The sequence below is a fragment of the Rothia nasimurium genome, from assembly GCF_928392795.1.
GTDB lineage: Bacteria > Actinomycetota > Actinomycetes > Actinomycetales > Micrococcaceae > Rothia > Rothia nasimurium_F.
This window is the reverse complement of sequence record NZ_CAKMTJ010000008.1, coordinates 129281-144021: the sequence shown is the minus strand read 5'-3', so window position 1 is coordinate 144021 and position 14741 is coordinate 129281. Positions and strand designations below refer to the sequence as shown.

General features: G+C 59.4%; 14 protein-coding genes and 1 pseudogene. 11 read left to right on the top strand and 4 right to left on the bottom strand.

The annotated features are described in order from the left end of the window. Positions 1 to 87 precede the first annotated feature (87 nt). From pta to L6963_RS09580, 3 genes are all read left to right on the top strand, one after another. Entirely contained in the window at positions 88 to 2199 is a 2112-nt protein-coding gene (pta, locus tag L6963_RS09590; protein ID WP_237196175.1) for a phosphate acetyltransferase, read from the top strand. A gap of 19 nt (positions 2200 to 2218) precedes the next feature. After that, positions 2219 to 3355, top strand: a complete 1137-nt coding sequence (locus L6963_RS09585; RefSeq protein WP_237207477.1) for an acetate/propionate family kinase — start codon at positions 2219 to 2221, stop codon at positions 3353 to 3355. Positions 3356 to 3768: 413 nt separating this feature from the next. Next, entirely contained in the window at positions 3769 to 4266 is a 498-nt protein-coding gene (locus tag L6963_RS09580; RefSeq protein ID WP_237209129.1) for a hypothetical protein, read from the top strand. Between the two features lie 111 nt (positions 4267 to 4377). On the opposite strand, the gene L6963_RS09575 is transcribed toward L6963_RS09580, so the two are convergent. Then, entirely contained in the window at positions 4378 to 4647 is a 270-nt protein-coding gene (locus L6963_RS09575) for a type II toxin-antitoxin system RelE family toxin (protein ID WP_237198327.1), read from the bottom strand. Further along, entirely contained in the window at positions 4644 to 4889 is a 246-nt protein-coding gene (gene relB, locus L6963_RS09570) for a type II toxin-antitoxin system RelB family antitoxin (protein ID WP_237198326.1), read from the bottom strand. Before relB ends, L6963_RS09575 begins: the two co-directional genes overlap by 4 nt. 341 nt (positions 4890 to 5230) lie before the next feature. Between relB and L6963_RS09565 the strand changes: the two genes are divergently transcribed. From L6963_RS09565 to L6963_RS09550, 5 genes and pseudogenes are all read left to right on the top strand, one after another. Beyond that, entirely contained in the window at positions 5231 to 5722 is a 492-nt protein-coding gene (locus L6963_RS09565) for a hypothetical protein (RefSeq protein ID WP_237198325.1), read from the top strand. A 283-nt stretch (positions 5723 to 6005) separates the two neighbouring features. Continuing rightward, a pseudogene (locus L6963_RS11925) lies at positions 6006 to 6329 on the top strand (transposase family protein); the annotation flags it as partial. A 79-nt stretch (positions 6330 to 6408) separates the two neighbouring features. Next, positions 6409 to 6831 (top strand): hypothetical protein, encoded by a 423-nt coding sequence (locus tag L6963_RS09560; protein ID WP_237198324.1) that lies wholly within the window; start codon positions 6409 to 6411, stop codon positions 6829 to 6831. Positions 6832 to 6893: 62 nt separating this feature from the next. Further along, complete coding sequence (locus tag L6963_RS09555) at positions 6894 to 8345, top strand: M48 family metallopeptidase (RefSeq protein ID WP_237207474.1); 1452 nt, start codon at positions 6894 to 6896, stop codon at positions 8343 to 8345. A 201-nt stretch (positions 8346 to 8546) separates the two neighbouring features. Further along, positions 8547 to 9518 carry a bile acid:sodium symporter family protein gene (locus L6963_RS09550; protein ID WP_237207473.1) on the top strand — a complete coding sequence of 324 codons (972 nt, stop codon included), beginning with the start codon at positions 8547 to 8549 and terminating at the stop codon, positions 9516 to 9518. 62 nt (positions 9519 to 9580) lie between these two features. On the opposite strand, the gene L6963_RS09545 is transcribed toward L6963_RS09550, so the two are convergent. Then, complete coding sequence (locus tag L6963_RS09545; RefSeq protein ID WP_237207472.1) at positions 9581 to 10540, bottom strand: LysR family transcriptional regulator; 960 nt, start codon at positions 10538 to 10540, stop codon at positions 9581 to 9583. 82 nt (positions 10541 to 10622) lie between these two features. On the opposite strand from L6963_RS09545, the gene L6963_RS09540 reads away from it, so the two are divergent. Further along, positions 10623 to 11342: a LysE family translocator gene (locus L6963_RS09540; protein ID WP_237207471.1), complete on the top strand. Its 720-nt coding sequence runs from the start codon at positions 10623 to 10625 to the stop codon at positions 11340 to 11342. Between the two features lie 114 nt (positions 11343 to 11456). Here the strand turns inward: L6963_RS09540 and L6963_RS09535 are convergent, their stop codons facing one another. Further along, entirely contained in the window at positions 11457 to 13562 is a 2106-nt protein-coding gene (locus L6963_RS09535; protein ID WP_237207470.1) for a glycoside hydrolase family 15 protein, read from the bottom strand. Between the two features lie 157 nt (positions 13563 to 13719). Between L6963_RS09535 and L6963_RS09530 the strand changes: the two genes are divergently transcribed. Both L6963_RS09530 and L6963_RS09525 read left to right on the top strand, forming a co-directional pair. Then, on the top strand, positions 13720 to 14067 hold the full coding sequence (locus L6963_RS09530; protein WP_237207469.1) for a metal-sensitive transcriptional regulator: 348 nt from the start codon (positions 13720 to 13722) through the stop codon (positions 14065 to 14067). A gap of 75 nt (positions 14068 to 14142) precedes the next feature. Continuing rightward, positions 14143 to 14358 (top strand): heavy-metal-associated domain-containing protein, encoded by a 216-nt coding sequence (locus tag L6963_RS09525; RefSeq protein WP_237207468.1) that lies wholly within the window; start codon positions 14143 to 14145, stop codon positions 14356 to 14358. Positions 14359 to 14741: the final 383 nt, after the last annotated feature.

Genomic DNA, 14741 nt, shown 5'->3' with positions numbered 1-14741 from the left:
CCCAAAGGAATAAACTCAGAAGTAAACATACGGTAGCCCCACAGCCACCGTAACCCACAAAACACAGCCACAAGGATGTAGACCCAGATGACCAACGGCATGTACATTTCCGCGATGAACCAGGGCTCAGGCAAGTCCCTCATCGCCATCGGCCTAATCGACTCCCTGCTCAAAGAAACCGACCGCGTCGGCTTCTTCCGCCCCGTCTTCAGCGGCGAAATCGAGTCACAAGACCCCCTCATCCGTCTGCTCCGCACCAAATACAACCTCAGCGACGACCAGGCCCGCGGCGGCGTCTCCCTCGAACGCTGCCGCGAACTGCTTGCCTCCGGCGACCACGAAGAGATGTCATCCATCGCCGTCTCCGTCTACTCCGACATGGCAAAGCACTGCGACGCTATCATCGTCGACGGCACCGACCTGCTCTCCCACAACGCAGCCACCGTCGAATTCGACCTCAACGCCCAGTTCGCCAAAGACCTCGGCACCCCCGTCATCGCCGTCGTCGGCGCCCAGGAATCCACCGTCTCAGACGTCGTCAACGCTGTTGACGTAGCCCGCACCGAACTCCACGCTGCCAAGGTCGACGTCCTGGCCGTCATGGTCAACCGTGCCCGCCCCGAACTGCGCGAAGAAATCCTCAAGAACGTCAAGCGCGGCCCCTCAAACCGCCCCGTCTACGTCCTACCCGAACTCCCCGAAATCTCACTCCCCACCGTCGCCGAAGTCGTCTACAACCTCGGCCTCAACCACGAGGGCATGAGCCAGGACTTCCTGGACCGCGACATCCACGACATCAAGATCGCGGCCATGACCGTCTCCAACTTCCTCTCCCAGTTCACCGACGGCGACTTCGTCATCGTCCCCGGCGACCGCTCCGACATCATGGTCGCAACCCTCGCCTCCGCCCTCGCCCCCAGCTTCCCCGCCCCCTCCGGCATGCTGCTGACCGGCGGCCTGGCCGCAGAACTCAAGGGCGACACCGCCATCGGCCAGCTGGTCGAAAAGGCCCCCTTCCCCGTCTTCACCACCCAGCTCGACACCTTCAAAGCCGGCCGGGCTGTCTCCATGGTGCGCGGCCAGCTGGCCCTCGGCCAGCCCCGCAAGATTGCAACCGCCCTGGGTGAATGGTTCCGCAACGTCGACGAAAAGGAACTCTTCGAGCGCCTCGAACTCGAACGCCCCGCCACCATGACCCCCCTGCGCTTCCTGCACAACCTCATCGAAAAGGCCCGCAGCGACCGCCGCTCCATCGTCCTGCCCGAGGGCTACGACCCCCGCATCCTGCGCGCGGCATCCATCATCGTCCGCCGCGACTTCTGCGACCTCACCCTCATCGGCAACCCCGAAAAAATCGCAGAAATCTGCCAGCGCGAATCCATCGACCTACCCATCGCAGAAGACGGCAAGCGCGGCGTCACCATCATCGACCTCGACAACAACGAATACACCGACGACTTCGCCGCCACCTACGCCGAACTGCGCGCCCACAAGGGCATGACCCTCGAAGGCGCCCAGAACCGCATGATGGACCCCTCCTACTTCGGCACCATGCTCGTACACAAGGGCATCGTCGACGGCATGGTCTCCGGCGCCGTAAACACCACCGCCAACACCATCCGCCCCTCCCTCGAATTCATCAAAACCCGCGAAGGCGTCAAGGTCGTCTCATCCGTCTTCCTCATGCTCATGGAAGACCGCGTGCTCGTCTTCGGCGACTGCGCCGTCAACCCCAACCCCAACTCCGAGCAGCTCGCCGACATCGCCAAGGCCTCAGCAGAGACCGCCCGCCAGTTCGGCGTCGACCCCAAGGTCGCCATGCTCTCCTACTCCACCGGCACCTCCGGCTCCGGCGCCGACGTCGACATCGTCATCGAAGCCACCGAAAAACTACGCGAATCCAACCCCGACTTCGCCTTCGAAGGCCCCATCCAGTTCGACGCCGCCTCCAACATGTCCATCGCCTCCTCCAAGCTCCCCGGCTCAGAGGTCGCAGGCCAGGCAACCGTGTTCATCTTCCCCGACCTGAACACCGGCAACAACACCTATAAGGCTGTGCAGCAGACCTCCGGCGCTGTAGCCGTCGGCCCCGTCCTGCAGGGCCTGCGCAAGCCCGTCAACGACCTCTCCCGCGGCGCTACCGTCGATGACATCATCAACACCGTAGCTATCACCGCGATCCAGGCACAGACCCTCTAACCTAAAGGAAAACACTTTCATGCTCGTACTCGTTATTAACTGCGGTTCCTCATCTGTGAAGTACCAGGTGCGTGACACCGCCGCTACCGGTGAAGAGAACCAGGTCATCGCTAAGGGCCTGGTTGAGAACATCGGCTCAGCTGACATTCCCGATCACACCGTAGCCCTGGACATCATGGCTAAGGCCCTGGTTGAGCCCCTGCACGGTAAGACCATCGACGCTATCGGCCACCGTGTTGTTCAGGGCGGCGACGTCTTCTCAGCACCCGTCGTCATCACCGAAGATGTCATCACCAAGATTGATGAACTCTCGCCCCTCGCACCCCTGCACAACCCCGCCCACGTCCTCGGCATCCGTGCAGCGCAGGAAACCTACCCCGGCGTCCCCATGGTCGCGGTCTTCGACAATGCCTTCCACTCCACCATGCCCGAGCACGTCTACCGCTACGCTGTTCCCGAAGAACTCGTTGAGAAGTACGGCGTGCGCCGCTACGGTGCCCACGGCACCAGCCACGACTACGTCACCGGCGTTGCCGCCGAGTTCCTGGGCATGGACCGTTCAGAGTTCAACGGCATTATCGCCCACCTGGGCAATGGTGCTTCTATCACCGCGGTTGAGGGCGGTAAGTGCCTGGACACCTCCATGGGCTACACCCCCCTGGCTGGTCTGGTCATGGGTACCCGCTCCGGCGACATCGACCCCTCAGTTCTGACCAACGTCATGCAGCGCGGCAACATCTCCCCCGAAAAGATGGACCACATTCTCAACAAGGAATCCGGCCTGCTCGCTATCGCTGGCAACAACGACATGCGCGCCGTGGTTGAGGCAATGGAAGCTGGAGACGAACGCGCCAAACTGGCCCTGGACATGACCTCCTACCGCCTGGCCAAGTACATTGGCGCCTACCATGTAGCTGTTGGTGGCGCTAAGGCCCTGGTCTTCACCGCCGGTATTGGTGAGAACTCCCACCAGTTCCGTGAGCTGGCTGTTGAGCGCCTCGGTGCCCTGGGCATCAAGCTGGATGCCGAAGCCAACAAGGTACGCGGCGACGAGCCCCGCATCATCTCCACCGAGGACTCAGCTATCCCCGTACTGGTCGTTCCCACCAACGAGGAAAAGGCTATCGCTGAGGCTACCGAGGCTCTGGTTGCCTAAGTCTTAGGGCCTCACCGCTGATAGGGCGGGGTTTCTTTCGAACTACGGTTCTTTACTGTGTTTCGAAGGAAACCCCGCTTTTTGTTTCTAGCTAGACAGCAAGACCCACCGGGCCAGGTCTCACGTAAGTTTCCCGTTGAAAAATGATTCAACTACTATTTTTCTCTTTAGGTGATGCGCCTTACAATTTTAGCTACATAGTTTTTATCCAACTCTAAGCTGAAGGCAAAGAAGGTTTCACGAAAAGTTCTTCGCATGAGCTCCGCAGAAAAGAGGCAGGCCTTGCTAACACCAGAAGAAAAAATAATCTCCTCAACCGATGGCTCAAAGCTAACCCACAACAACCCGCCAAAGAAGAGGTCTACACTCTCCTTGAAGAAAAATACGGTGCCTACCAGCTCCCCCTTGCCTATATGGAACCAGACGGCTACCACCGCGACACAGAAATACGAGCGGACACAGTAGATTCCCTATACACCATCACCCACCCCATCATGCTCAACACAATATCCTGGCCCCTAGACACTTACGAAACAGATAAAATATTCGACGGAGGCTATACTGAAACCGCAGAAGAAAGAGCTGAAATTGCAGAATGGAATATGCAGTTGCTCTTCGATCAAAGCAGCTCAGGTGTCCCTCTTGAATACCGCATTATTTCAACTCAACACGACTTGGGGCACAGAGTCTCGCTCATCCTCATGGCAGAAGATGGGCGTATCACTGATTATAAAATGTACGGCTCCCGTGGTATGGGCAATAGCCTAGATCGCTACCTTAGAGGCTGGATAGGCTTCCCAACCAAACGCCCACAAGACCCCGAAGAAGGCCCCTACATGAGACCCGGTGATATCAACGATGAGGTTTCCCTGCAGTATCTAGAGATCGCAGCTGAACAAGGGTTTATATAGAGCTGATGCCCTGGTTGTGCTTAAGCCTTATAAGCTCTAGAGCGCAGTAAAGGGCTGCAACCCAATGCACCGGGTTGCAGCCCTTTACTGTCTACTCTTTCAATCACGCGCTTACCGATAAACAGCAGAACGGTGCCCAACTTCCAAGGCCAAAAGGACCAAGGTACCCTGATCAATATCCAAAATCACTCGGTAGGAGCCTGCTCGATAGCGCCACAGCCCCGAATAGTTGCCGGTCAGGGCCTTACAGTGGCTCTGCGGGTGCTCAAAACCCTCTAGTTTTTCCAGTTCTTCTAAAATACGCTGGGCAACTGGCTTATCCAGCTTTTTCAGCTGTTTGAGAGCTCGAGGAGTTAGCTCTAGCCTCCAGGTGTTACTCACAGACCGAGCTCCGCGCGAGCTTCATCCAGGCTATATGTTTTCTGTTTACCTGCACGCACTGATTCAGCATCGGCCTTCAAGGTAAAGGCATGTTCTAATTCAGCCAGGTGTTCTTCTAACAAGGTGTTGATGTAGAAGGAAACAGGGCGATTAGTTTTGTGCGAGAGCGCTTCAAGGCGTTGGCGCACATCGTGAGAGGGGCGAAAGGTGAGCCCTTTCCGAGCCGTTGTTTCTACTGTCATGCTTCAATCGTATTACACGTCATACACAGATTTTAAGGGGTCACCCTAAAAGAAGACCCTGTACTTCGTTGCTAGCTAGACAGCAAGACCCACAGGCTAGGGTTACACCATCACGAAGAAGCAGCCGAACAATCTATTCAGTATTTTTAGATAGGTTCTTGCCTGGGTCCTAAACAAGGTATTAAAGTCAGAAGCACAAGAACTCCACTCTTGATCCCCAAGTCTCAGCCAAAGACGGCTGGCCAAGTACTCAAGGAGCATCCCATGAAAACCTTCTCCACACCTAATTGGAGGGAGAAATTTACAAGCTTCCGCACAAACCATTAAGGACAAAATAGCTTGTGGATATTAAAAATTATCGGCGGCGTGAATGCATCTATATAATCTTTCGTGAAGTTGATGAGATTGCCGCCGTATTTACCGAAATAAAAACTGTAGAAAAATATATTTCACTCCATAGAAAATATTTCCCGGGAGTTGATATAGACTTCATTCATGCTGGTACAAATATTAAAATTTATAATTTCTATCCTACGCAAAAGATGCGCTATTCAGGGAATGAGAACCAAGTCGAAAATTCCATCGCAGAACTACCCACTGACGAGCCATGTCTACCGCCCACCGAAAAAATTGATGGGTACATTCTAGTCCTTGAAGGATTCAAGCATATTATCTTAGGTGTTGCCAAAACATTGAAAATTGCGGATAGCTTCGCCGACGAATACTTGATTTCCTTTCCTGACCATACGATTGAATTTATTCAATATCAAAAAAACATGGTTTTTCAACCTATATGGAGAGAAGAGAATGGGAAGGTGAGATTTCTTTTTTAGAAACAGAGAGACTTATTCAAAAGTGGGCAGACACTCCACCCCCGCAAACTAGACAACGGCCCCACCAGCGGCAAAAATAAGAGGGTTAAATCTCTACAAATAACCTCAAGCCATACTGGAAGAACCGTTGCTACACCAGCGTACAAGCCCTTGAGAAGGTCCTCAAACCCCTAGAGGCACCCTTGGAAAAAAGCCTCAAGGCACCCGGTTCCTTGGTTATTGACGGCACTCTTGTACCTACCTGGAACTGGCGTGTCCCTTGTGAAAAACAAACTTCTCAGGCAAGCACAAACAGGCCGGGTTCAACCACCAGGTCATCCGCACCCTCGATGGCAGACTCTTAGACATCACTAACCCGTTGCCTGGGGCTAGGCATGATGCATATGCCTTCAAGGTTCACGGGCTAGATCAGCTGCTGGATTCCTCGACTCTGGCTGATAAGGGCTATGTGGGTCTGGGGTTAGTGACCCCGGCCAGGCGTAAGCCTGGTCAGAAGCTCAGCAAGGAGCAGAAGCGGAATAATCAGATGCTGAACCGGTTGCGGTCGGTGAGAAGGACGGGGTTCATTTTTAAACCCATGCTTGTACGGGCAGGCTGCCTACCCTAGAGTTGTAAGCGCAAGAACTTTCTCCTGATTCTCACGCCCAAGCCAAAGACGGCCGGCCAAGCACTCAAGGAAGTACGCTATGACAACAATGAGCATCAAGAGACTAGGAATCCTAGCGATACTCGGAACTCTCGCCCTCAGCGGGTGTGCCGCCCAAACCACTGCCACCGATGCAGCGGATAAAAGCGCTCAGGCCACCGCACCGGCCCTGCGCCAGTACGAACCAGTAGCCAACGAAGACGAGGCCCTGGCAGCCCTCAGCAACGAACAGTTCACCAACTACTACGACATCATCTGCAACAAATCATCTTTCAGAGACTTTTCAGAAATTAAAAAATCTCGCACAGAAACACCCCAAGAAAAAGAGGATAACTACGTCTACATCAACGATGCCCCAGATGTGGTTCGGCACATAAGCGACCAAAACAAAGGCCAAGTCTCCTCAGATAGCAGTGTAGAGAAACCCCAGCCCACTCGCTGCCAGCTACACCAGAGCACGTGACCTGCGCCCCCTTTTGCTAGTGTGGATACCAGAAGATATCACCCCACCTAGCAGGAACACCCATGAGCGAGAACGCCCCCGGCGACAACCAGCCCGGCAACCAGCCACCCCACCCCGGCGCAGCCCACCCACAGGCGTCCGGCCCGCACGCACCCCAACCCGGCCTGCACCAGCCCCTGCCCAACGACCTCAGCGACGGCTGGATACCCGAAGACACGCGCCAGCGGCCCCTCTCGCCCCTGCCCGCACCCAAGCTCTTCGGCTTCCAATCCCTGCTGCCCTTCAAGTTCCTCAATGCACTGCGCCACCCCGCAGAACTGCCCCTGGTCGTCATGGCCTACGCGCTCACCATCATGCTCTACGTGGGCGGCGGTATCTACCTCATCTACTCACTCTTCAGCAGCGTGCTGGGGGACGACTTCGTCAACTACCAAATCAGCAACCTGATTGGCCAACTCATCGCCATCGCCATCTACCTGCCCCTGGGCATCTTCTTCGTCCGCGGTGCCATGTACGGCCAGCTGCGCCTGAGCGGGGTGCGCATCACCCCCACCCAGTTCCCCGAGGCCTACCAGATGGTAGTTGAAGCCGCCCACGCCGCCGGTCTGCGCCGCGTACCCGACGCCTACGTCGTGCTCGGCAACGGCCAAATCAACGCCTTCGCCTCGGGCCACGGGCACCGCCGCTTCATCGCCGTCTACTCCGACCTCTTCGAAATCGGCGGGGCAGCCCGCAACCCCGAAGCCCTGCGCTTCATCATCGGGCACGAGGTAGGGCATATCGCCGCCGGTCACGTCAGCTACTTCCGCCTGATTTTCACCAGCTTCTTCATGCAGATTCCGATCCTCGGCAACCTGCTCTCCCGCACCCAGGAATACACCGCCGACAACTTCGGCTACCGCTACGCCCCCGACGGCGCCGAAACCACCACCACCGTACTCGCCGCCGGTAAGTACCTGATGAACGACGTGAACTTCCACGAACTGGCCAACCGGGCCGTCTACGAGCGCGGCTTCTTCACCTGGCTCGCCAACCTCACCACCACCCACCCGCCGGTGACCTGGCGCGCCCACGCCCTGCGCGACCGCACCGAACCCGGCCGTCTCATCTGGCGGCCCAAGAACAACCCGCCCTACCCGCTGTCCATGATTCCGGCGGCAGAGCCTGCCGAAGCCTGGGCCGACCCCCTACAGGCCACCGACCACCTGGCCACCTACCCCGAGCGGGCCGATAACCAGCACTGGGGTTCAGTCAACACCACCTACCGCCGCCCAGCCCAGTACCGCGACCGCACCGTGGGCGATATGCTCTACACCGGCTGGGTACCCCCGCAGTACCGCCAGCGCACCCCCTGGAACGGCTTCGGCGCCCCCTCACCGCAGGGCCCCCAGCAGGCACCTGGCCAGTCACCTGAGCAGCAGGGTCAGGACGCCGGTAGCGGCCCAGGTGCTACGCCTCGGGAAGGTGAGCGCCCGGCGTCCGCCCCGAGCAACCCGCCCACTGACCAGAGCTAACCCTCGACACGAAAACCCCACCCCAACCTATTGCCCACATCACAGGCATGGGTTAGGGTGGGGTTTATTAGCCCTCAACGAAGAAGGTGAGCCCCATGGGTTTTCTCTACGCTATCGCAGGTATTGTTGCCCTGGTTCTGGCCGCGCGCGGCGGCGCTAAGTGGTACGAGGCTGAAAAAGGCAAAGAGTAGAATGGGCTAAATGGCCCTACCCCAGAAATTGCGCTCCTGGTGCCCCGACCCGCTGATTACCCTAATTCTGCTCGCCGTTGCCCTGGCGATCGTCTTCCCGGCTCGCGGGGACTTCGCCGAGGGGTTCAGCGTCGCCACCAAAATCGCCATCGGCCTGCTCTTCTTCCTCTACGGTGCCCGACTCTCACCCCAAGAAGCCCTGCAGGGCCTGAAAAACTGGCGGCTCCACAGCACCATTCTGGGCTTTACCTACCTCATCTTCCCGCTCATCGGCCTAGCCCTCTACCCTGTGCAGGGCATTATTGGCCGGGAGCTCTACCTGGGTCTGCTCTTTATGACCCTGGTGCCATCCACCGTGCAGTCCTCGGTGGCTTTCACCTCTATCGCCAAGGGCAATGTGGCAGGGGCAATTGTTAGCGCGAGTGCCTCGAATATCGTGGGTGTGATAGCCACTCCCCTGCTGGTCATGCTGCTGATGCAGAGCGATCAACTCACCATCTCAGGCTCCGTTTTTGGTGATATCGCGCTCCAGCTGCTCTTACCCTTTGTGATGGGCCAGCTCCTGCGCCGCTGGGTGGGCGACATAGCTAAGAACAAGCTCACCAAGCACGTTGACCGTCTCTCCATTGCCATGGTGGTCTACGCGGCTTTTTCGGACGGCATTGTGCAGGGTATCTGGACCCGCATTAGCCCCTGGCAGATTCTGCTCCTGGTTCTTCTGTCTATTGCCCTGGTTGAGTTCCTGCTCTGGCTCAGCGGGGTTGTGGCCAAGAGGCTGGGCTTTAGCTACGGCGACCGGGTCGCAGTGCAGTTCTGTGGCTCGAAGAAGTCCCTAGCAACCGGCCTACCCATGGCAGCGGTAATTTTCGGGGGCGGAGCCGTGGGTGCCCTCATTCTGCCGCTCATGATTTTCCACCAGGTTCAGCTCATGATTTGCGCCGCCAAGGCCGCCCGCTGGGGCAGGCAGGTTCAAGCTTCATAGCGAAAATCATGGTGACTATCATGGTGAAAATGGCCATCATGGTTAGCAATGACGGCCGATTTTCACATTGAGGACGCCGGGTTCAGCTCCCGCAGAATATCGATGAGCAGGCGGGCGGCGGCGTCCTGCTCCGAACTTGCCCGAAGCACCGCAAAAACCCGGCGGCGGCCCAGCGGCTCGCTCACCCATAGGTTTCCGGTGCGGACCCCCTGCCGCCAGGGCTCAGCCCCGCTGGGAGCCGGGGCCTCTGACCGATAGAGGCCGTCAAGCACCAGATGGGGCAGCAGGGCTACCGCATAACCACCGTAGGCCGAGTGCAGCTGCCAGCTCAGGTCGGTTGAGATAAACCGCGGGCGGGGTGCGATATGGGCGTCGGCCAGATAGGCGTCCGACCAGGCCCTGAGCTCCGTTCCCGGAGGTTCCATACACCAGGGGGCGCTCTCAGCCCAGGCAAGAGAATCGAGCGGTTGCGGCGGCACCATAGCCGCCGGGGCCACCAGCACGATGGGGTCTTCCCAGAGCTCCCGCCGCACCAGGGTGACGGGGAGCTGCACCGGGCGTCCTTCGTATTCTTCGGCGATGACCAGGTCAAACTGGTGCCGGGCAAGCTCGGCGATAGAGCGCTGGGGCTCCAACTGGGTGAGCTCCAGGCTCAGGTGCGGGGCGCGCTCTTCAAGCAGTTCGAAAACCCGCGGCACCATGTAGCGGGCTGCCGAGTTGAAGGACGCCACCTTGAGGGTTCGTGGGGCCAGGCTGGTTTCGCTGGCCATGGCGTTGTGGGCGCGCTCCATGAGCGAGAGAATCTGCCCGGCATAGTCGGCAAGTTCCAGGCCGCGCGGGGTGAGCACCACGCCGCGGCCGGACTTCTCATAGAGCCGATGCCCCACCTCAGCCTGGAGTTTGGCCAGGTGGTTTGAGACGGTTGAGGGGTCGTAGCCCAGTACATCGGCGGCAGCTGCCAGGGAGCCCTGCTGGGCTAGCTCGTAGAAGATTTCGAGGCAGCGGGAGTCGTACACACTCACTCCAATTCATTGATAAATCCCATGAATACTGTTTGAACTCATGGAATTGAACCGGGTTTGCCCCTAGTCTACAGTGGTGCCCATGACCCTTACCCAGGCCCTGATCGGTTTCGCCGGCATCGCTTTTCTGATTACGATTATCCCGGCTACAGATACCGCCCTGGTGCTACGATCCTTCGTAGCCGGGGGCAAAAGAAGCGCCTATGCCTGCGTCTTTGGTATTACGGCTGGCCTGCTGATCTGGGGCGTCACCGCCGCCACCGGCCTGGCCGTGCTCATGGCCGCCGCGCCCCTCATCTTTGACCTCATTACCGTAGCGGGCGGCCTCTACCTGATCTACCTGGGCATCAAATTCCTGCTCAACCTCAGGCGCTGGGGGCAGGTGACCGCCCTCAAAACCGACCAAGCCGCCCTGGCCTCGTTGCCCGCACCTGCGGCGTCCTTACCCGGAGTTAACGGAGCGGACGCCCCCACCCCCGCTGGCGAACACAGGGTGGGTAAGGATTTTCTCGCCGGCTTCATTGCCAACATTCTCAACCCCAAAATCGCGGTCTTCTACATCGCCAGCGTGCCGCCCTTTATGGTCGCCAGCGTGCAACCCTTCATCATGGGAAGCCTACTAGCCCTCATCCACGGCGGCATTAACGTGCTCTGGTTTACCCTCATCATTTCGCTGGCCTCACTGGCCATGAAGTGGCTACTGCACCCGCGCGCCACCCTCGTCATCGACGGCATCGCGGGGTCAGTGCTCCTGGTGTTTGGTGTGCTGATCCTGGTGGAGGCGGCGCACAAGCTGCTCTAGGGCGCCCTGGACGGTGTGCATAACCAGAAAAGACCATCTAAATCAGAAAAACCCACCTGGTTCGTGGGTTTTTCTGATTTAGATGGTACCTACCCAGGGGTGGGCGGGGCCTGCCTATAACCCCAGCGCCTCCACCACGCGAATAAGGGAAATATGGGCCAGGGCCTGCGGGAAGTTGCCGGTCAGGCGCTGCTGGTCAAAGTCGTACTCGGAACTCATGAGCCCCAGGTCATTGGCGCAGGCCAGTACAGTATCGAGCAGGGCGCGGCCGTCCTCTTCCCGACCCGAGCGAATATACTGCTCTGCCAACCAGAGGGAGGAGATGAAGTGGGGGTTATCCTGCCCCTCAAAGCCGTCCTGGGAGTCGGAGTTGTCGTAGCGGTAAATCATGCCCGAGGGGTGAGCGATGGTCTGCTCAATCCGCTGAACGGTGGCCAGCATGCGGGGGTCATCCCAGTCAACCAGCCCAATTTGGGGTAGCTGCAGCAAGGAGGCGTCCACGGCTGTGCCACCGTAGGTGGAGACGAAGCAGCCCAGGTCGGCATTGAAGCCGCGGCTCAGGATGTCGTCGGCGACGGCGTCGCGGCAGTGTTCCCAGGTGGCGGCGTCCCCGTCGAGCCCGAAGTCACGCACGGCTGAGACACCGGCGTCGAAGGCTGCCCAGAGCATGGCCTGGGAGTGGGTGTAGACGGCGGGTTCACCGAAGGTTTCCCACATGGAGCGGTCGGTGTCGCCAATGCGTTCGGTGGCGGCATTCAGCAGAGCCTTCTGGATGGGCCAGGAAAGGTGGTCTTCCGCTACGCCCGCTTCGCGCAGGTTGGCGAAGGTGACGAGCACCTGCCCCAGGGCGTCCCCCTGGAACTGGTCACCCGACCCGTTGCCGCTTCTGACCGGCTGGGAGCCCTCATAGCCGGGCAGGGCAAGGCGGCGCTCGATGTCGTCCTTTTCACCGGCCAGGCCGTAGACCGCGTGAATGCGGCGCGGGTTGTTGGCCAGGGCACGCAGAATCCAGTTGCGCAGCTGGGCGGTTTCGCGTTCGTGGCCGTGGGTGAGGGTTACGTCCATGGCCATGGCAACATCGCGCAGCCAGGTGAAACGGAAGTCGTAGTTACGTTTACCCCCAAGCACCTCGGGCAGGGAGGTGGTCACAGAGGCAACCAGGGCACCGGTTTCACGGGAAATCAGGGCACGTAGAACCAGCAGGGACCGCAGGCGGGCTTCCCGGTAGCGGGCGTTGGCCTCTTCGCGGTGATCCTCGGCGGTGGGGGCAACAACCTGGCTCGCAGCCGTTTGGGCTAGCTCATGGTAGGTGGCTTCGTCGACCTCGGGGGCGGCGGTGTTGGAGCCGGTTTCAAGCAGAAGTGAGGAGGTCTTAGCTTCTTCCAGCTCTTCAACCTCGCGCACCGCCGAAATAGTAGCGGGCGCTTGCTCTGCCTGCTCAGATACGCGGACGCCGGTGGGCACCTGCCCGCCCTCGGGCATGTGGGCGGGGGCGGCGTCCTCATCTTCGGCCTCTGGCAGGGAGTCTGCGGGGCTGTAGAGGTCGGACCACTCCTGCCACTGCTCCTGGGTGTAGGTCAGGGCTGTGGGGTAGTCCACCGGGGCAGGCGGATTGTGGTTAGACGCAAAGTAAGACAAGGTGAAAGTGTAACTCTGACCAGCAGAAACAGTGAAGGTTTCGGCCTTAGATTCGGGGTCGCCCTCAGGCAGGGAATCACCCCGGAAGACCAGGGCATGGGGGCCAGCCATACCCACCAGCATGTCGGCGGACGGGTCGGGGGCGCCGGTGGCGTCCACCCCCTCGTAGCGGGTCACCCAGGGAACCGTCTTGCCGTAGTCAAAGCGCAGGGCGAGCTCGTGGTACATGGTGACATCACCGGTCAAGCCCTCCACGTTGCGCACGATCGTGGTGCCGCCCGAAAGCGGCATGAACTCGGTGACGCGCACCGACGCCTCCCCCACAAACCAGACGGTCTGCAGAATAAAGGTGTTCTCGCGGTAGGAGCGTTCGGTGCGGACTTCTTCGACCGGGGCGGGATTGACCGACTCAAGGGGGGCCAGCAGCCAGCGTCCGTGTTCCCGCTCCCCCAGAAGGGCGGCGAAGACCGCGCGGGAGTCAAAGCGCGGGGCGCAGAACCAGTCGATGGAGCCGCTTCGCGACACCAGCGCACCGGTATTCATATCTGAGAGCAGGGCGTAATCCTCGATGAAAGAAGCCATAGAACCAGTCTAACAGGGCGCTTAGTATCGACCGGCGGTGCTGAAGGTAATCGAAATTTTCATTAGCGCGTTCTTTTTCCGCACCTATGGCAATTGCGGTTACTTTCAAGAAACCACCCTCTTGTAAACATACCCCTAGGGGGTATATGCTTAAGGCATGAGCGAAGAACACTGCGCAACCCACCAGGCCAACCCGCACGAGGGGCACCAGCACGGCTACACCGCCGACAAGGACGCCTACCTCAAGCGTCTGCGCCGCATCGAGGGGCAGGTACGCGGCATCCAGCGCATGGTCGATGAGGACGTCTACTGCATCGACATCCTCACCCAAGTCTCTGCCATCAACAAGGCCCTGCACAGTGTCTCTATCCAGTTACTGGAAGATCACGTGCGGCACTGCGTCGTCGAAGCTGCCACCCAGGCAGAAACCACAGGCGACACCGCCCCGCTCGACGACAAAATCAGTGAGGCCATGGCAGCTATTACCCGCCTGATCAAGAGCTAAACCCGGCAGAAGCCCACCACTTCCCGCCACCCAAGTATGGGCGTCCGCGCCCCCTATCGAAGAAGGAGAAACCCCATGTCAGCAACCATCGTCAAGGCAACCGGCCTCACCTGCAACCACTGCGCCATGAGCGTGCGTGAAGAAATCGAAGAGATTGAGAACGTCACCGGCGTAGAGGTCGATGTGGTCAAGGGCGGCGAATCCACCGTCACCATCAACCACACCGGCGACCTGGACGCCGCCGCCGTCTCAGCCGCCATCAAAGAAGCCGGCTTCACCCCCGTCGGCTAATCTCCTAGCGGGCTGGGAAGGGCGGCTTTACCCACAGTGGGGCGGACGTACCCCTCTGCCGGCTCATTTTTCTTGGGCTCTGGAGGGCGGCTTTGCCCAGCGACCCTCTTGCTCCTCGCCTGGGGGCTCGTCGCAATTCACGCCAGCCCCGGAGCCAGCTGGGCGCTAGCCGCCCTCCGTCGCCCGCGGGTGCGGGCGCGCGTCGGCAGCCAACTGGCTGGGTCTGGCATGAATCGCGCGCGAGCTTGCGAGCCCGCGAGAAGGTTAGTTGGCAGAGACGCGCGTCCGCACCCCACAGGGAGAGGTGCTCGCCCCCTGGGCAAAGCCGCCCTCCAAAGCCCACGATAGGCACCCTGCAAGCACCGAACACAACAAACTAAGTG

Coding starts and splice junctions, on each gene's coding strand:
- L6963_RS09580 (WP_237209129.1), top strand. CDS start 3,769: ATGGAACCAGACGGCTACCACCGCGACACAGAAATACGAGCGGACACA.
- L6963_RS09555 (WP_237207474.1), top strand. CDS start 6,894: ATGAGCGAGAACGCCCCCGGCGACAACCAGCCCGGCAACCAGCCACCC.
- pta (WP_237196175.1), top strand. CDS start 88: ATGACCAACGGCATGTACATTTCCGCGATGAACCAGGGCTCAGGCAAG.
- L6963_RS09540 (WP_237207471.1), top strand. CDS start 10,623: ATGACCCTTACCCAGGCCCTGATCGGTTTCGCCGGCATCGCTTTTCTG.
- L6963_RS09535 (WP_237207470.1), bottom strand. CDS start 13,562: ATGGCTTCTTTCATCGAGGATTACGCCCTGCTCTCAGATATGAATACC.
- L6963_RS09560 (WP_237198324.1), top strand. CDS start 6,409: ATGACAACAATGAGCATCAAGAGACTAGGAATCCTAGCGATACTCGGA.
- L6963_RS09550 (WP_237207473.1), top strand. CDS start 8,547: ATGGCCCTACCCCAGAAATTGCGCTCCTGGTGCCCCGACCCGCTGATT.
- L6963_RS09585 (WP_237207477.1), top strand. CDS start 2,219: ATGCTCGTACTCGTTATTAACTGCGGTTCCTCATCTGTGAAGTACCAG.
- L6963_RS09525 (WP_237207468.1), top strand. CDS start 14,143: ATGTCAGCAACCATCGTCAAGGCAACCGGCCTCACCTGCAACCACTGC.
- L6963_RS09530 (WP_237207469.1), top strand. CDS start 13,720: ATGAGCGAAGAACACTGCGCAACCCACCAGGCCAACCCGCACGAGGGG.
- relB (WP_237198326.1), bottom strand. CDS start 4,889: ATGACAGTAGAAACAACGGCTCGGAAAGGGCTCACCTTTCGCCCCTCT.